Source organism: Sinorhizobium terangae (genome assembly GCF_009601505.1).
Classification (GTDB): Bacteria; Pseudomonadota; Alphaproteobacteria; order Rhizobiales; family Rhizobiaceae; genus Sinorhizobium; species Sinorhizobium terangae.
Genome location: NZ_WITC01000100.1, coordinates 49,755 through 66,013 on the forward strand (window position 1 = coordinate 49,755; position 16,259 = coordinate 66,013).

The 16,259-nt window shown below is 62.5% G+C and carries 16 protein-coding genes; 9 read left to right on the top strand and 7 right to left on the bottom strand.

Features of this window, described 5'->3' with window-relative positions:
* Positions 1–196: 196 nt before the first annotated feature.
* The 3 genes from GHK62_RS23670 to fabD all read right to left on the bottom strand — a co-directional run bounded on the left by GHK62_RS23670 (position 197) and on the right by fabD (position 2,474).
* Positions 197–433, bottom strand: coding sequence for an acyl carrier protein (locus GHK62_RS23670; RefSeq protein WP_003531676.1), 237 nt, complete (start codon positions 431–433; stop codon positions 197–199).
* Between the two features lie 332 nt (positions 434–765).
* Positions 766–1,503, bottom strand: a complete 738-nt coding sequence (fabG, locus tag GHK62_RS23675) for a 3-oxoacyl-[acyl-carrier-protein] reductase (protein ID WP_153441498.1) — start codon at positions 1,501–1,503, stop codon at positions 766–768.
* 26 nt (positions 1,504–1,529) lie between these two features.
* Positions 1,530–2,474: an ACP S-malonyltransferase gene (gene fabD / locus GHK62_RS23680; RefSeq protein WP_153441499.1), complete on the bottom strand. Its 945-nt coding sequence runs from the start codon at positions 2,472–2,474 to the stop codon at positions 1,530–1,532.
* A gap of 338 nt (positions 2,475–2,812) precedes the next feature.
* On the opposite strand from fabD, the gene GHK62_RS23685 reads away from it, so the two are divergent.
* On the top strand, positions 2,813–3,856 hold the full coding sequence (locus GHK62_RS23685; RefSeq protein WP_153441500.1) for an aldo/keto reductase: 1,044 nt from the start codon (positions 2,813–2,815) through the stop codon (positions 3,854–3,856).
* A 129-nt stretch (positions 3,857–3,985) separates the two neighbouring features.
* Here the strand turns inward: GHK62_RS23685 and GHK62_RS23690 are convergent, their stop codons facing one another.
* A complete protein-coding gene (locus tag GHK62_RS23690) occupies positions 3,986–4,318 on the bottom strand; it encodes a four-helix bundle copper-binding protein (protein ID WP_153441501.1) in 333 nt (110 codons plus the stop codon).
* Positions 4,319–4,674: 356 nt separating this feature from the next.
* On the opposite strand from GHK62_RS23690, the gene rpsF reads away from it, so the two are divergent.
* From rpsF to rplI, 4 genes are all read left to right on the top strand, one after another.
* Positions 4,675–5,121, top strand: a complete 447-nt coding sequence (gene rpsF, locus GHK62_RS23695) for a 30S ribosomal protein S6 (protein WP_034854248.1) — start codon at positions 4,675–4,677, stop codon at positions 5,119–5,121.
* A 24-nt stretch (positions 5,122–5,145) separates the two neighbouring features.
* Entirely contained in the window at positions 5,146–5,394 is a 249-nt protein-coding gene (rpsR, locus tag GHK62_RS23700) for a 30S ribosomal protein S18 (RefSeq protein ID WP_025426448.1), read from the top strand.
* A gap of 187 nt (positions 5,395–5,581) precedes the next feature.
* Positions 5,582–6,535, top strand: coding sequence for a YybS family protein (locus GHK62_RS23705; RefSeq protein WP_184108522.1), 954 nt, complete (start codon positions 5,582–5,584; stop codon positions 6,533–6,535).
* A gap of 35 nt (positions 6,536–6,570) precedes the next feature.
* A complete protein-coding gene (gene rplI, locus GHK62_RS23710) occupies positions 6,571–7,146 on the top strand; it encodes a 50S ribosomal protein L9 (protein WP_153441502.1) in 576 nt (191 codons plus the stop codon).
* A gap of 108 nt (positions 7,147–7,254) precedes the next feature.
* Here the strand turns inward: rplI and GHK62_RS23715 are convergent, their stop codons facing one another.
* The 3 genes from GHK62_RS23715 to GHK62_RS23725 form a co-directional block, all read right to left on the bottom strand.
* The gene (locus GHK62_RS23715; RefSeq protein ID WP_153441503.1) at positions 7,255–8,322 is read right to left on the bottom strand and encodes an HlyD family secretion protein; all 1,068 of its coding nucleotides are present in this window, start codon (positions 8,320–8,322) and stop codon (positions 7,255–7,257) included.
* A gap of 21 nt (positions 8,323–8,343) precedes the next feature.
* Positions 8,344–9,912, bottom strand: coding sequence for an MFS transporter (locus GHK62_RS23720; protein WP_153441561.1), 1,569 nt, complete (start codon positions 9,910–9,912; stop codon positions 8,344–8,346).
* A 123-nt stretch (positions 9,913–10,035) separates the two neighbouring features.
* Positions 10,036–10,479 (bottom strand): MarR family winged helix-turn-helix transcriptional regulator, encoded by a 444-nt coding sequence (locus GHK62_RS23725; protein WP_153441504.1) that lies wholly within the window; start codon positions 10,477–10,479, stop codon positions 10,036–10,038.
* 331 nt (positions 10,480–10,810) lie between these two features.
* Between GHK62_RS23725 and GHK62_RS23730 the strand changes: the two genes are divergently transcribed.
* The 4 genes from GHK62_RS23730 to GHK62_RS23745 all read left to right on the top strand — a co-directional run bounded on the left by GHK62_RS23730 (position 10,811) and on the right by GHK62_RS23745 (position 16,151).
* On the top strand, positions 10,811–12,310 hold the full coding sequence (locus tag GHK62_RS23730; RefSeq protein WP_153441505.1) for a replicative DNA helicase: 1,500 nt from the start codon (positions 10,811–10,813) through the stop codon (positions 12,308–12,310).
* Between the two features lie 407 nt (positions 12,311–12,717).
* Positions 12,718–13,857, top strand: a complete 1,140-nt coding sequence (gene alr / locus GHK62_RS23735) for an alanine racemase (protein ID WP_153441506.1) — start codon at positions 12,718–12,720, stop codon at positions 13,855–13,857.
* Positions 13,858–14,003: 146 nt separating this feature from the next.
* Complete coding sequence (gene radA / locus GHK62_RS23740; protein WP_153441507.1) at positions 14,004–15,410, top strand: DNA repair protein RadA; 1,407 nt, start codon at positions 14,004–14,006, stop codon at positions 15,408–15,410.
* Between the two features lie 144 nt (positions 15,411–15,554).
* Positions 15,555–16,151 carry a CvpA family protein gene (locus tag GHK62_RS23745; RefSeq protein ID WP_153441508.1) on the top strand — a complete coding sequence of 199 codons (597 nt, stop codon included), beginning with the start codon at positions 15,555–15,557 and terminating at the stop codon, positions 16,149–16,151.
* Positions 16,152–16,259 lie beyond the last annotated feature (108 nt).

A 16,259-nucleotide genomic window follows, 5' to 3' on the forward strand; every position in this document is an offset into this window, starting at 1 on the left:
GTTCAGTTCCAGAGCCGGACCGGACCACGCGTGACGACCCCGATCCGTGCATCCATTGTAAATTTCTCATGTGACGATCAGAGGGAAAGGCGGGAACGCTTTGCTGATCGAACCCGCGGTCGACGCAGGTCAGCCCACTTCCCTGGGCTGGTACGGGCCGCACAGGCGGCCCGTCAAACGGCCGGGACCGTAAAGATCAGGCCTGAGCCTTCTCGATGAACTTGACGGCATCGCCGACGGTCAGGATCGAATCTGCCGCGTCGTCCGGGATCTCGACTCCGAATTCTTCTTCGAATGCCATGACCAGTTCGACGGTGTCGAGCGAGTCCGCGCCGAGGTCATCGATGAAGCTTGCGCCTTCGCTGACCTTTTCGGCGTCGACGCCAAGATGATCAATAACAATTTTCTTCACGCGTTCTGCGATATCGCTCATGTCGGAGTTCCTCGACCTTCGTTTCTCTGCGGCGCCATTCTTGGCGCCGTCACTTTCAATCAAGCCTGATAGACCAAGATGGTCCGCCGGGCAATCCATCCAACCGAACCCGCGGAAACCCAAGGCAGCCAGGGCTGCCGGACACCTGGCCGGACCGGTCGACTGCGCACAGTCATGGCCCGATTAACATGGTTTAAGTCTGCCGCAAAGGGCGAAAATGCCCGACATTCGCTTGGTCAACATTGAATTTCAGGCATTTGGCACCGACCAGTGAAGGTGGCGAAGCAGGTGCCCGCGACAGGCCGCGCGCGCCGTTCCTCACCGGTGTCGGATCAGATCATCGCCATGCCGCCATTGACGTGAATGGTCTGGCCGGTGACGTAGCCTGCTTCGTTCGAAGCAAGATAGGCAACGGCGGATGCGACCTCGGCACCCGAGCCCATGCGCCGCATCGGGATCGCACCCATGATGCCCTCCTTCTGCTTGTCGTTGAGCTTACCGGTCATCGCGCTTTCGATGAAGCCCGGAGCGACGCAGTTGACGGTAACGTTACGGGTGGCGATTTCCTGCGCGAGCGACTTGGAGAAGCCGATCATGCCGGCCTTCGAGGCACAATAGTTGGCCTGCCCGGGGTTCCCGGTGACGCCGACGACGGAGGTGATGTTGATGATGCGGCCGAAGCGGCGACGCATCATCGGGTGAGTGAGCTCACGGGTCAGGCGGAACACCGCCGTGAGGTTGACCTCGATGACGCTGTCCCAATCTTCATCGCTCATGCGGACGAAGAGCCCGTCCTTGGTGATGCCGGCATTGTTGACGAGGATATCGACGCCGCCGAGTTCAGCCTCCGCCTTCTCGCCAAGCGCCTTGACTTCGGCGCGGTCGGAAAGGTCGGCGGGGAAGATCTGAACACGCTCGCCAAGTGTGTTGGCGAGCGCCTCAAGCTTCTCGACACGCGTGCCGTGCACACCGACGATGGCACCCTGTGCGTGCAGGATGCGGGCGATTTCCTCGCCGATTCCGCCGGACGCGCCGGTGACGAGAGCCTTGCGGCCGGAAAGATCAAACATGGGCTTGTTCCTTATAACTGGGGCGCTCAGGCCAGAAGGGCAGCGAGCGCCGTGTCAATATCGGCGGGCGTATTGACGGCGATGCCGTTGACAGTCTTGTCGATCCGCCGGGCAAGTCCCGTCAGCACCTTGCCCGAGCCGATTTCATATAGCGTCGTGACATTGTTGGCGGCGAACCATTCGACCGTCTCGCGCCAGCGTACCTGACCCGTCACTTGCTCGACGAGCAGCCGGGCGATCTCGCCCGCATCACTCACCGGAGCAGCCAGAACATTCGCCACAAGCGGAACGGAAGGATCGCGCTTCTCGACCTTGGCAAGTGCGTCACGCATCGCGTCAGCGGCGGGCGCCATCAGCGAGGAGTGGAAAGGTGCGGAGACCGGCAGCATCAGCGCGCGTTTTGCGCCCTTTTCGGAGGCAAGCGCCGCAGCCTTCTCCACCGCCTGCTTCTCGCCCGAGACCACCAGCTGTCCACCGCCGTTGTCGTTGGCGATCTGGCAGGAGCCGAGCGCTGACGCTTCGCGGCAAACCGCGTCGACGTCCGCATGTTCCAGGCCGATGATGGCAGCCATCGCGCCTTTGCCGACAGGGACGGCCGCCTGCATCGCATTGCCGCGAATGCGCAGGAGCCGTGCCGTATCTGCAAGCGAGAAAGTTCCGGCAGCGCAAAGCGCAGAATATTCGCCGAGCGAATGGCCGGCGACGAAAGAGACTTTGTTCTTGAGATCCAGGCCCCTGGCTTCAAGCACGCGGATCACGGCCATGGAGGCGGCCATCAGCGCCGGCTGCGCGTTTGCCGTCAGCGTCAGCGTTTCCTCCGGTCCGTTCCACATGACGTCCGACAGCTTTTCGCCGAGCGCTTCATCGACCTCGGCGAAGACGGCTGCCGCCTCCGGAAAGGCATCCGCCAGCTCCTTGCCCATGCCGACAGCCTGGCTGCCCTGCCCGGGGAACGTGAATGCAATGCTCATGGGATGCCCCTCCCTGGATCACGAAACGAGCGAACCAGAACTCTCGCGATCGTTTCTCACACATTGGAACGGATGCCGGCGAAGCCCGCCTCATTGCTCATCCGCGCCATTTTTCCTCTCCATTCACATTCCTGAACAGCGAGTCAAGCGCAGAGGCAAACCTTCGCGGCTCCCGGCGGGCTTTTGCCCTTGATCTTCGTCAATCAAGGCGTAAGTTTGCCGCGCATTGCTGCCGCGCCGGTCAACAAGCCATGAAACCGCGGCCCCTTCAATTCATTTGGCGGCGCGCCTCTCCCTCCTGCCGGCGCAAACCCGCCTTCCACGAGGAATGTTATTTCATGCGCTACAACACGCTGGGCCGCACAGGCATCAAGATTTCCGAGATCTGCCTCGGCACAATGACCTGGGGCTCACAGAATACGCAGACCGAAGCTCATGCGCAGCTGAATTACGCCTTCGACCGTGGCGTCAATTTCATCGATACGGCCGAACTCTACCCGACCACGCCGCTTTCGGCCGAAACCTATGGCAACACCGAACGCATCATCGGGAACTGGCTGGCGGCGCGCGGCCGGCGCGACGATGTGGTGCTCGCGACCAAGGTGGCCGGCCCCGGCCGTCCTTATATCCGCGACGGCGGACCAATGACGCCGGAAGCAATCGAGGAGGCCCTGAATGCCAGCCTCAAGCGGCTGAAGGCGGACTATGTCGACCTCTATCAGCTTCATTGGCCGAATCGCGGCCACTATCACTTCCGCAATGCCTGGTCCTACGACCCGTCGAAGCAGGACAACGAGCATGTCGCCACCGACCTGAAGGCGATACTCGACAAGCTTGGCGAACTCGCGAAGGCCGGCAAGCTTCGCGCCATCGGGCTTTCGAACGACACCGCCTGGGGCACCATGAAGATGCTCGATCTCTCCGACAAATATGGCCTGCCGCGCATTGCGACGATCCAGAACGAATACAATCTGCTCTATCGGGCCTACGACCTCGATCTGGCGGAGCTGTCGCATCACGAGGATGTCGGCCTGCTTGCCTATTCGCCGCTTGCGGCCGGTCTCCTCACCGGCAAATATCTGGAAGGCGCAAAGCCCGCGGGATCGCGCCTGTCGATCAACGGCGATCTCGGCGGGCGCTTCACGCCGCACCAGGAGCCCGCCGTCGCCGCCTATGCGGCGCTCGCCCGCGAACATGGCCTCGACCCGGCGCAGATGGCGATTGCCTTCTGCCTGACGCGCCCGTTCATGGCTTCGGTCATCATCGGCGCGACGTCGATGGAACAATTGAAGACCGACATCGGCGGCGCCGGTATCACGCTCTCGCAAGATGTGATGGACGGCATCCGGCGCCTTCATCGGCTCTATCCGGCGCCGATCTGAGCCGCCCCCACTGTGAAGCGAGGGCTTAAAGCGCGTCGCGTTCAATCGGACTCATGCGGCGCGCTTTAGGTCCTTGCTTTTATGCATGTCGTTGTCCCAAAACCGCTGCACACTTTTGGCCGACATGCACTAAGCAGCCATCTGGCGGCAGCTCTCGGCGCAGCGCCAGCAGGCGTCGGCGCATTCGGTCATGTCACCGATGCGCTCGCAATCCTTGGCGCATTCGGTGGAAATCTCCGCGCATTCCCGGCACAGATGCGGGTGGTGAGGGCTTCCGATCAACATGAAATGCGCCGCGGTCCGGGAGATCTCGGCGCAGGCTGCCATCAGCCTGAAATGCGCCGGTTCGGTATGCTCGCCGCCTGCCTGGAGGCAATGGTTCATCGCGGTCGACAAGCAGACGGAATAACAGTCCAGGCAATTGTCGATGCAGGCTTGCATTCTTGGATCAACATGGGCCATCGTCGGCTCCCGCTGTTTTGAGTTGCCGATATCCAACAGCAATGCCCGGCGATTGTTCCGGCGGGCACCCGGCGGCTCCCGGACGGCGAAGTTCGGATCGCGGCTTGCATTTCGGCGGAAAATCCGTATAAGCGCGCTGTTCGAAACACCCGGTCTTCTGGCTGGTGGCTGAACGGAGGGCCGGTTTCCCGCGTTGGAAGCCGCCAGGAATGCAAGGCATTCCGGCCTCCCGTGTCTCCGCTCTCGACCGTCTCGATACAACACTTTCTTGCCGGCCACCTCGCGGCCCTTAAGAACAGTCGTTGAGGCTTAGCCGCCGAGGTCCGGGCTGATTAACGCAAGAAAGGCAAGCCACAATGGCTCTTTATGAACACGTATTCCTTGCCCGGCAGGATATCACGCCGCAGCAGGTCGATGCCCTCGTCGAGCAGTACAAGGGCGTCATCGAAGCGAACGGCGGCAAGGTCGGTCGCGTCGAGAACTGGGGCCTGAAGTCCCTCACCTACCGCATCAAGAAGAACCGCAAGGCTCATTACGTCCTGATGGACATCGATGCTCCGGCACCGGCCGTCCACGAAGTCGAGCGCCAGATGCGCATCAACGAAGACGTCCTGCGCTACATGACGATCGCCGTCGAAAAGCACGAGGAAGGCCCGTCCGCGATGATGCAGAAGCGCGATCGCGACGATCGTCCCCGCGGCGAAGGCCGTGGCCCGCGCGAAGGCGGTTTCGACCGTGGCCCGCGTCCGGACCGTGGCGACCGTGAAGACCGACCGCGCCGTCCGCGTGAAGACCGCGCGTAACCCGAAGCTTAGGAGATAAAAACAATGGCTGAAGTTTCTTCCGCTCCGGTACGTCGTCCGTTCCACCGTCGCCGCAAAACCTGCCCCTTCTCGGGCGCAAACGCTCCGCGGATCGACTACAAGGACATCCGTCTCCTGCAGCGCTACATTTCCGAGCGCGGCAAGATCGTTCCGTCCCGCATCACGGCCGTTTCCCAGAAGAAGCAGCGCGAACTCGCCCAGGCGATCAAGCGTGCACGTTTCCTCGGCCTGCTGCCCTACGTCGTATCGTAAGGCGAACTGACTCTCCGTCAGTCGATTGACTCGACGGAAGCTCGTTTCGAGGCAAGGTATTTCCGCACCGTAAGTGCCTTGCCTCTCTCCCTTCCGCGGTGGGCGCGGATCGGAACCGGCGCATGCGCCAAAATCCCATGTTGGGGCCTCATTTGACCCCTAACTGCGTTAAAGCAGGACAGCGAACGTGAATATCTGGAACAGGACATCGCTGATCACCGGCGCGCTTGCCGGCATTACCGCCGCCCTTCTGTCGATGGGCGCGAACACGCAGTCGTCCTTTGCGATCGTTCTCTACGCCGCTTCCGCACTGCCCATCCTGATTGCCGGCCTCGGCTGGGGCAACGCGGCCGCGGTCGTCGCCATCGTCGTTGCCGGCGCGACTGCCGCCACGCTCGTTTCCGCCTATTTCGCGCTACTGATTCTGCTCGTGACGCTTGTTCCGGCCGGCTGGCTCAGCCACCTCGCGAACCTTGCGCGCCCGGCCTCCGAGCTCGGCGGCCCCGAAGGCGCGCTTGCGTGGTATCCGTTGTCCGACATCCTCGGCCATCTCGCCGGGCTCGTTACCGTCGGCATGATCATCGTCGGCTATATCGTCGGCTACGATTCCGACGTCTCGGACCGCATGATCGACATGGTGATCGAGGCTGTGAAGGCGCAGGAGCCGCTCTACAATCCGGATGCCGCGGCGATCGCCCAGATCAAGTCGATGTTCACACTCGCGCTGCCGCTCGTGCAGGGCGCGATCTGGGTGCTGATGCTGTTTGCCGCCTATTATCTCGCAACCCGGATCGTCCAGATGTCCGGAGGGTCACTGCGTCCGCGCGAAGACATTCCGTCGTCGCTGAGGATGCCTCGTAACGCCATTTTCGCGTTTCTCGCCGGCCTGGTCCTCGCCTTTCTCGGCGGAGCGCCGGCGGCGATCGGCGCCCTGATTTGCGGCACGTTCGGCGCAGGCTTCCTGCTCTCGGGCTTTGCCTCGTTCCATTTCCGCACGCGCGGGAAGTCCTGGCGGCTTCCCGTTTTGTGGATCGCCTACCTGTCGGTGCTCGTCTTCACGATCCCGGCCGTTTTCTTCCTCCTGTCCGGCCTGACCGACACCCGACGCACCATCGCGGTTACGCCAACGGGAAAAAACTGACCAACGAACCAACGACAAACTGAAAGGAAATCAAAATGGAAGTCATTCTCCTTGAACGCATCGCCAAGCTCGGCCAGATGGGCGAAACCGTAAAGGTTCGCGACGGCTTTGCACGCAACTACCTGCTGCCGCTCGGCAAGGCGCTGCGCGCCAACGCCGCCAACAAGGCACGGTTCGAATCCGAGCGCGCAACGCTCGAAGCCCGCAACCTCGAGCGCAAGTCCGAAGCCCAGAAGGTCGCAGACAAGCTCGACGGCAAGTCCTTCATCATCGTCCGCTCTGCTGGTGAAACCGGCCAGCTCTACGGCTCGGTTGCGGCCCGCGACATCGTCGAGACGCTTGCTGCCGAAGGCTTCAACATCAACCGCAACCAGGTCGACCTCAACCACCCGATCAAGTCGATCGGCCTGCACAAGGTGACGCTGCACCTGCACGCGGAAGTCGAGATCGGCGTTGAAATCAACGTTGCCCGTTCGGCCGAAGAAGCTGAGCGCCAGTCCAAGGGCGAAAGCCTGACGTCTGCCGACGCCATCTACGGCGTCGACGAAGACGCCCTGAAGCCGGAAGACTTCTTCAATCCGGAAGCTGAGTTCGAAGCCGAAGAAGAATAAGCTTCGCGGCAGACCCGAATCGAGAGGCCCGGATCCAGCGATCCGGGCCTCTGTCGTTTGTCGCGACTGCCTCTAGCAGATCACCACTATCTTTGTCGGATGCGCCGATCAGCTCGCGGATGCGAATGCCGCTCGCGGCTCTGCCGACTTGTCGACCTTCACGACGACTGAAAGTCCCGGCGCCAGCAAGGCCGCCAGCGGTTGACCCGGATCGACCGCGATACGAACGCCAAGGCGCTGGGCAACCTTGGTGAAATTGCCGGTCGCATTGTCGGGCCGGATGATGCTGAATTCCGATCCTGCGGCCGGAGAGAAGCGCTCGATATGGCCTTGCAGCACCTGCCGATTGAGGGCGTCCACGGAGATGGTCACCGCCTGGCCGATCTTCATGCCGTCAAGCTGTGTTTCCTTGAAATTGGCGACGACCCAGACGTCGCCCGGAACGATTGCGAGCAGACTAGTCCCGGCCGCGACATACTGACCGACGCGGGCGCCGATCTCGCCGAGCCTGCCGTCGCGCGGCGCCACGATCCGCGTATTGTCGAGATCGATCCGGGCTAGCTCGACCGCGGCCTGCGCGCCGGACACCGAGGCCTCCAGACCGGCGCGTGCCCCAAGCGTGGTCGCAAGTGACTGCCTCGACACTTCAAGATTCGCCTTGGCCTGATTGACGGCAGCCACTGCCTGCTCGAAGCCAGCGCGCGACTGGTCCGCGTCGCTGCGCGTGGCGACGCCCTTTTCGGCCAGGGGGCGAATGCGGTCCCACGACGCTTTCGCGGTAACCAGGGCTGCCTGAGCGCTGTCGAGTTGCGCTTCGCTGGCCTCGATCCCCGCCTTTGCCGACAGCTCCTGCTGGAACGAATTCGCGAGCGCCGCTCGCTGCGCCGCAAGCGTCGCCTTCGCCTGGGCGAGTTTTTGCGCGTAGATCCGATCATCGATCCTGACGAGAAGCTGGCCGGCCTTCACCTCCTCATAGTCCTTGACGGGCACTTCCGCCACGTAGCCGGAAAGCTGGGGGCTGACGATCGTCACATAGCCGCGGACATAGGCATTCTCGGTGGTTTCGACCGAGCTGTCGAAGGGCGGCAAACGCCAGGCGTAGAGAACGAGCGAGAGGCCGGCGAGGCCGGCAAGAAGGACGATAAGCGTGGTGGCAGAACGAAGATTTTTCAGCATGGTGGTGGTCTACTTGGTGGATCAGGATGTGGTCGCCGCCGCTGCAGGGAGGTTGCGTGCGGTGAGCCAATTGAAAGCGATATGCATGATGAGCACGACGAGCGCGCAAAGCGCGAGGATCGCCGTCAGCAGGAACGCGTCGTTATAGGCAAGAATATTGGCCTCGCGCGTAACCGTCTGCCCGAGCAGGGCCACGCCCTCCCCGTTGAGCAACGCCCTGTCGCCGATTGCCTTGGCATAGGCGCCCGACAGCTGGGCGAGGCGCTGGGAGACGAGAGGATTGGTGGCAACGATCTCATCGGCGAGGATGTTGGCGTGAAACTTCTCGCGGACCGTGACAAAGGTCCCGAAGGCTGCCGACCCCATCAGGCCGCCGATGCTCTGGGTGAAGAGAAAGACGACGATGAAGCTCACGATGTAGCTCGGTCCCTTGGCCAGCGCCGACCTGAACCCCCGGGCCATTGCCGGCGGCAGGAAAAGCGCCGTGCCGGCTGCTACCAGAGCCTGGCTGAGATACATCTGCTCCGGGCGCGTCAGGCTCGTCGCGTGACTGTCCATGTAGGCACCCGCGGCAAGCAGCGTCAAAGCAAGGACATGGACGGCGTCCGCATGGCCCGGCTGCATCAGAGCCGCACACAGCAGCCCGCCGCCGACGGATGCCGCCAGAATGATCCAGTAGAGCGTTGCGAGCTGATCGTACTGCAGGCCGAGCAGCTGGTAGAAGTTGGTAGCAATCGCCGACTGCTCCGACGCCACGAGGCGGAAGATCAGCAGCACGGTGGCAAAATGCAAGATCTCGCGCGACGCGAGCCAGCGCACGTCGATCAACGGCAACTCTCTGTTGAGCTCTATCAGCACGAAAGTGGTGAGAATCACGACCGAGGTCGCAAGCAAGACCCCGAGCCAAGGAGCTTCAAACCACCAGTAAAGCCTTCCCATCGTGAGGACGACCGCGATGCAACCGAATCCGGCGGCGAGCAGCAGATAGCTCACGATATCGGTGCGCTGGATGACCTTGGCATGAGGAACGGGTGTCAGCGGCAAAAGATAGATGATCGGCAACGCGATCAGCGCCAGCGCCATCTCGAGGGTATAGAGACCATGCCACTGGCCGTATTCGATGAGTTCCGGAGAGATCAGCCGCGTAATCGGCGCGGCGAGCGTCGTGCAAGTGAGCGCCAGCGCGAGCCCGACAGTCAGCTTGCGCGCGGGAGGAAAGGCTTCCAGCATGTAGAGGAAGCCGAGCGTCGACATCGGCGCGGCGGCAATGCCGCTGATGAAGCGCACGACGATCGCCGAGTGCAGGTCGGAAACGAAGACATTCAGCAGCGAGACGAAGACGAAACCGACGATGCCGATCTCCGCAAAGCGGCGCAGCCCATACTGTGCGCGGATCTTCACCAGAGCGGCCGAAAGGCTGACATTGGGCGCCATGTAGGCGGCCGACAGCCACGCGGCCTCCACCGACGTTGCCGATAGCGAACCTTGCAACTGCGTGAGATTGGCGAGCGCCAAGTTCATGCCGAGCCCCTGCGTCAGGAACAGGAGCACGGAGCAGGCAATATAGATGGCCGATTTGCCGAGGCCCATCGCCGGAGGCGCAGATGCGGACGCAGCCGGCTCGGGCCGTTCTTCGGCCGGTGTGCCTCTCGTCTCCGGCGGAGTGCCATGATTCTCATCGGCGGTGGGTTTGGCGAGCGCCTGCATCGGTCTTCATACCCTTGCGATCGACTGCACGTTGCTTGCGATTGTTGAGACGACCTTCAGCGCAACAGCGATTTCCTCCGGTTCAAGGCCGTCGAGGACGTCGTTTCGTATTTCGTCCGCAAGGTTCTGGATATCCCGGGCCACGGAGCGACCAAAGTCCGTCATGTGGATCTGCTTGGCGCGGCGGTCGGAGAGCTCCACACGGCGCTCGATGAAGCCTTGCTTTTCCATACCGTCCAGCAGACGCACGATGGTCGGCGTCTCGATCTCAAGTTCGTCTGCCAATTCGCGCTGGTTGATCCCGTCCTTCTTGGCGAGCATGAACAGCGCACGTGCACGCGGCAGCGTCAGTCCCCGCTCCTTCACCCGTGCGTCGAAGACCGCCCGCAGCTTGCGATTGACCATCGCCAGCGCGTCGAACAATTCGCGGTTTGCGTCTGAATCGCGCATTGGTATCTTTTCCATATTACTAGTATGCTAATTATTTTGCCCCTACTTAATGCAACTGCGGAGTTTTTTCAAGATGGCGAATGATGGGGGGGAAGCGACGGCGGGGTGCGAATCAGGTACCTTCGCCTTCGCTCGCGGCGTCAAACAAATTTGCCGGGGATGGAGCGCATTTCGACGCTTCGCTCCCGCCCCTGTGGATCAGTCGAACAACGGGCAAAGACGATCGGCACGTTTGGATGCCGCGGCACTGTTGCATGCCTACACTAGACTTGCCGGGTGACAGGAAGCAAATCGGGTAACTCACGGGATCACAGGCGGAAACGGAAAGACCATGAACGACGCAGCGCGCAAGCTCGCCCCCTTGGCCAAGGATCAGGCGGACCAGCACTACCGCGAAGCGCCGAACAACCTCGAGGCCGAGCAGGCGCTGCTTGGCGCAATCCTGGTCAACAACGATGCGTTCTACCGGGTTTCCGACTTCCTGAAGCCGGTACATCTGTTCGAGCCATTGCACCGCCGCATCTTCGAGGTTGCCGGCGAGATCATCCGCATGGGCAAGACCGCCAACCCGGTGACGATCAAGACCTTCCTCAAGGCGGACGAAAAAGTCGGCGACCTGACCGTTGCCCAGTACCTCGCGCGCCTTGCCGCCGAGGCCGTTTCGATCATCAATGCCGAGGATTATGGCCGCGCCATCTACGATCTTGCACTCCGCCGATCGCTGATCACCATCGGCGAGGACATGGTCAACATCGCCTATGACGCGCCGCTCGATATGCCGCCGCAGAGCCAGATCGAGGACGCGGAGCGGCGCCTTTTTGAGCTTGCCGAAACAGGACGCTATGACGGCGGCTTTCAGTCGTTCAGCGACGCCGTGACACTCGCCATCGACATGGCCGCGACGGCGAAGGACCGGGACGGCCATCTTTCCGGCATTTCGACCGGCATCCATTCGCTCGATGGAAAGATGGGCGGCCTGCAGCGTTCGGACCTGATCATCCTCGCCGGCCGCCCGGGAATGGGCAAAACATCGCTCGCAACCAACATCGCCTACAACATCGCCGCGGCTTACGAGCCCGAGGTGCAGCCCGATGGCTCCTTCAAGGCGAAGAACGGCGGTGTCGTCGGCTTCTATTCGCTCGAAATGTCGTCCGAGCAGCTCGCCACGCGTATCATCTCCGAGCAGACCGAGGTTTCGTCCTCGAAGATCCGCCGTGGCGACATTTCGGAAGCCGATTTCGAGAAGCTCGTCGCCTGCTCGATGATGATGCAGAAGGTGCCACTCTATATCGACCAGACCGGCGGCATCTCGATCGCCCAGCTCGCGGCACGCGCCCGTCGCCTCAAGCGTCAGCGTGGCCTCGACGTACTCGTGGTCGACTACGTCCAGCTCATGACCGGCTCCAAGAAATCAGGCGAGAACCGGGTGCAGGAAATCACCGAAATCACCACCGGCCTCAAGGCGCTCGGCAAGGAGCTGAATGTGCCGATCATCGCGCTCTCACAGCTCTCGCGCGCGGTGGAAAGCCGTGAGGACAAGCGCCCGCAGCTCTCGGACCTGCGTGAATCGGGATCGATCGAGCAGGACGCCGACGTGGTGCTCTTCGTGTTCCGCGAGGAATACTACGTGAAGAACATGGAGCCGCGCGACGAACTCGATCCGAAGTACGAAGAGTGGAAGATGCAGATGGACAAGGTCAAGGGCACGGCCGACGTGATCATCGCCAAGCAGCGCCACGGGCCGACCGGCACGGTGAAGCTCGCCTTCCAATCCGAATACACACGCTTCTCTGACCTGGCGGATCCGTCCTTCACACAGTACGAGCACTGAAACGCGGCTGTTCGCCACGCGTGAACTGCACGCCTCTGCCCCTCATCCCGCTGCCGCGACCTTCTCCCGTCTCGACGGGGAGAAGGGGCAAGCTGCACCCTCCCAGTCTCCTCGCCCTGCTTGCGTGGAGGGAGTGTAGTTGGCGCCGCTTGTCCCTTCTCCCCGTGCCCAAGGGGAGAAGATGGCGGCAGCCGGATGAGGGGCGGTAAAATCAGCCGACTGGAAGCGAAACACGTTTAATCCGGCAGTCACCCGGCACCAGCCGGCTCACGCTGCGATCACCACTCTCGCAGCGACCACAACGACGACGCCTGTCGCAACAGCGGGCATCCCGATCGCAGCAGATCGTTTGCGGCCTTCGCTGCTAGGATGTATTGCTGCTGTATCGTCCACTCAGAGCTTCCGGTATGCACGAACCAGAATTCCTCTCCGCCTCCAACAGGCTCACCATCGATCTTGCGGCGCTGGCCGACAATTGGCGCGCCATGAACGAGCGCTCCGGCACGGCTCGCGCGGCCGCCGTTCTGAAGGCAGATGCCTATGGGCTCGGCATTGCGCAGGCGGCCCCTGCCCTTTACGCCGCCGGTGCACGCGACTTCTTCGTCGCCAACGCGGAAGAAGGGGCGGAGCTCCGCCCTTTGGTTCCGGATGGGCGCATCTACATTCTGGCCGGCATGTGGCCAGGCAACGAGGAACTCTTCTTCGACTACGATCTAGTGCCGATCATCAACTCGGAGGAACAACTCGCCGTCTTCATGGCGTCGCTTTCCGAACGCGGCGACCACCCTTGCGTGCTTCACGTCGACACCGGCATGAACCGGCTCGGGCTATCGGTCGAGGAAGCCGTCACGCTTGCCAACGATCCTGCGCGTCCGGCAAGTTTCTCACCCGTGCTGATCATGAGCCATCTTGCCTGCGGTGATGATCCCAGACATCCGATGAACCTTTATCAGCTCGAGCGCTTCCGTGAGGCGGCCGCCGCCTTCGAGGGCGTCCCGGCGAGCCTTGCGAATTCCGGCGGTGTTTTCCTCGGCAAGGACTACCATTTCGACCTCACACGCCCCGGGATTGCAGTTTATGGCGGCGAGGCGGTGAACGGTGCGATCAATCCGATGAAGCCGGTGGTGACCGCCGAAGCGCGCATCATCCAGGTCCGCACAGTCCCCTCCGGCGCAACGGCGAGCTATGGCGCATCGGCACGCTTCGCCCGCGAAAGCCGCATCGCAACGGTCGCGATCGGCTATGCCGACGGATATCACCGCTCGGTATCCGGCGGCGGTGTGACGCTCAGGCAGGCGATGCCTTCCGGCGCCTATGGCTTCCTGCATGGCAGGAAGGTGCCGCATGTCGGCCGGGTCACCATGGACCTCAGCCTGTTCGACGTCACCGACCTGCCGGAAAAGGCCGTTCGCGCCGGCGACTATATCGAGCTTTTTGGGCGCAATGTCGCGATAGACGACGTCGCGCGCGCCGGCGGAACGATCGGCTACGAGCTGCTGACGAGCCTTGGCCATCGCTATCATCGAAGCTATATCGGCGGCGCTTGAACGCGGGGCCATTGCTGCTTCGACGGACAGTCGCCGAAAAACACCCTTTCGGGCAGCCTTTCGCGGCATTATGTGAACAGCGGCGGTGATTCTCGGAATCGCGGCCGTATTCACGCAGCCTCCCGCATATCCGAAAGCTAGTCTCGATGGCGAAAGCCCGCACCCAGTTCATCTGCCAGAATTGCGGCACCGTGCATTCCCGCTGGGCGGGCAAGTGCGATGGCTGCGGCGAGTGGAACACGATCATCGAGGAAGACCCGACGGCGGGCATCGGCGGCGGCCCATCGCGCGCGCCGAAGAAGGGTCGGCCTGTCGCGCTCACCACCCTTTCCGGCGAGATCGAGGACGCGCCGCGTATCGAGACGGGCATATCCGAACTCGACCGCGTCACCGGCGGCGGCTTCGTGCGCGGGTCGGCTTTGCTCGTCGGCGGCGATCCCGGCATCGGCAAGTCGACCGTGCTGATGCAGGCGGCAGCGGCCCTTTCCCGCCGCAAGCATCGCGTCATCTATGTCTCGGGCGAGGAGGCCGTCGCCCAGGTGCGTCTGCGTGCCCAGCGGCTCGGGGCGGCCGACAGCGACGTGCTTCTCGCCGCCGAGACCAATGTCGAAGACATCCTGGCGACGCTTGCGGACGGCAAGCGCCCTGATCTCGTCATCATCGATTCGATCCAGACGCTATGGAGCGACATCGTCGATTCGGCGCCCGGGACCGTGACCCAGGTACGCACCGGCGTCCAGGCGATGATCCGCTTCGCCAAGCAGACCGGCACGGCGGTCGTGCTCGTCGGCCATGTGACGAAGGAGGGCCAGATCGCCGGCCCGCGTGTCGTCGAGCACATGGTCGATGCTGTGCTCTATTTCGAGGGCGATCGCGGGCATCACTATCGCATCCTGAGGACGGTCAAGAACCGCTTCGGTCCGACCGACGAGATCGGCGTGTTCGAGATGTCGGACAGGGGCCTGCGCGAAGTCGCCAATCCGTCGGAGTTGTTTCTCGGGGAGCGCAACGAGAAGTCGCCGGGAGCCGCCGTCTTTGCCGGCATGGAAGGAACCCGGCCGGTGCTGGTGGAAGTGCAGGCGCTCGTCGCGCCGACGTCGCTTGGAACGCCGCGCCGTGCGGTCGTCGGCTGGGATTCCGCCCGCCTCTCGATGATCCTCGCCGTGCTCGAGGCCCATTGTGGCGTTCGCCTCGGCCAGCACGACGTTTATCTCAATATTGCCGGCGGTTACCGCATTTCCGAGCCTGCCGCCGACCTGGCGGTCGCTTCCGCGCTGGTTTCCTCGCTTGCCGGGCTTGCCCTTCCGGCCGATTGCGTCTATTTCGGCGAAGTCAGCTTGTCGGGCGCCATCCGGCCGGTTGCGCATACTGCCCAACGTCTCAAGGAAGCTGAGAAGCTCGGTTTCTCCCAGGCCGTATTGCCGTCTGCATCGACCGAGCTGCCGAAGAACGGCAACGGCCGCTGGAGCGAAATGGAGAGCCTGCCGGATCTCGTGGCGCGTATCGCCGGATCGCGGAGCGCTCTGAGGCAGACGGAAGGCGAAGACGAATGACCTCGGCGGGGATCGGCAAGAGCGTCCGCAGATGTGCGCCTTGACAATTGGTCGTGGAAAGACGTTCTGAGTGCGTGCAGACACGACCGACGGCGGATAAGCTTGGTGTGGCCCGGATCAAGACGGGGTCGGAGTAAAGACAACATGCCCATTACAATTCTCGATGGTATCGTTCTCGGCGTTGCGCTGTTTTCGGCCATCCTCGCCATGGTCCGCGGGTTCTCGCGCGAGGTCCTGTCGGTTGCGAGCTGGGTCGGCGCGGCGGCGGCCGCCTATTTCCTCTATCCCTTTCTGCTGCCCTATGCCTCGCAATACACCAGCAGCGACACGGTCGCGATGGCCGGCTCGGCCGCCGTGGTCTTCCTGGTGGCGCTGATCGTCATCTCCTTCATCACCATGCGGATCGCCGATTTCATCATCGACAGCCGCATCGGCGCGCTCGACCGGACCCTTGGCTTCCTGTTCGGCGCCGCCCGCGGCATCCTGCTCGTCGTCGTCGCGATGCTGTTCTTCAACTGGCTGGTGGCACCGCAGCAACAGCCGATCTGGGTTACCCAGGCGAAATCGAAACCGCTGCTTGACAATCTCGGCAACAAGCTGATCGCGCTTTTGCCGGAAGAGGCCGACGCCACGATCCTCGATCGCTTGCGCGGCAAGGACAACACGGGCGAAGGCGAACCGGAAACCCCGCCGGGCCCGGCCGAACAGCCCCCCGTCCAGGATGCGCCGACGAACGGCTGAGATAGAACATCAGTTTGCGACAAGGCCCGCTGCGCGGGCTTTGTCCATTTGGAAATAACGCTTGCTGCTGTTTTCGTTTAAGATCGCTTGAAGACGGGCAGCCTGATC

Bases quoted from the DNA above. Each gene is read 5' to 3' on its own strand.
- GHK62_RS23670 (WP_003531676.1), bottom strand. From the start codon at position 433: ATGAGCGATATCGCAGAACGCGTGAAGAAAATTGTTATTGATCATCTT.
- fabG (WP_153441498.1), bottom strand. From the start codon at position 1,503: ATGTTTGATCTTTCCGGCCGCAAGGCTCTCGTCACCGGCGCGTCCGGC.
- fabD (WP_153441499.1), bottom strand. From the start codon at position 2,474: ATGAGCATTGCATTCACGTTCCCCGGGCAGGGCAGCCAGGCTGTCGGC.
- GHK62_RS23685 (WP_153441500.1), top strand. From the start codon at position 2,813: ATGCGCTACAACACGCTGGGCCGCACAGGCATCAAGATTTCCGAGATC.
- GHK62_RS23690 (WP_153441501.1), bottom strand. From the start codon at position 4,318: ATGGCCCATGTTGATCCAAGAATGCAAGCCTGCATCGACAATTGCCTG.
- rpsF (WP_034854248.1), top strand. From the start codon at position 4,675: ATGGCTCTTTATGAACACGTATTCCTTGCCCGGCAGGATATCACGCCG.
- rpsR (WP_025426448.1), top strand. From the start codon at position 5,146: ATGGCTGAAGTTTCTTCCGCTCCGGTACGTCGTCCGTTCCACCGTCGC.
- rplI (WP_153441502.1), top strand. From the start codon at position 6,571: ATGGAAGTCATTCTCCTTGAACGCATCGCCAAGCTCGGCCAGATGGGC.
- GHK62_RS23715 (WP_153441503.1), bottom strand. From the start codon at position 8,322: ATGCTGAAAAATCTTCGTTCTGCCACCACGCTTATCGTCCTTCTTGCC.
- GHK62_RS23720 (WP_153441561.1), bottom strand. From the start codon at position 9,912: ATGGGCCTCGGCAAATCGGCCATCTATATTGCCTGCTCCGTGCTCCTG.
- GHK62_RS23725 (WP_153441504.1), bottom strand. From the start codon at position 10,479: ATGCGCGATTCAGACGCAAACCGCGAATTGTTCGACGCGCTGGCGATG.
- GHK62_RS23730 (WP_153441505.1), top strand. From the start codon at position 10,811: ATGAACGACGCAGCGCGCAAGCTCGCCCCCTTGGCCAAGGATCAGGCG.
- alr (WP_153441506.1), top strand. From the start codon at position 12,718: ATGCACGAACCAGAATTCCTCTCCGCCTCCAACAGGCTCACCATCGAT.
- radA (WP_153441507.1), top strand. From the start codon at position 14,004: ATGGCGAAAGCCCGCACCCAGTTCATCTGCCAGAATTGCGGCACCGTG.
- GHK62_RS23745 (WP_153441508.1), top strand. From the start codon at position 15,555: ATGCCCATTACAATTCTCGATGGTATCGTTCTCGGCGTTGCGCTGTTT.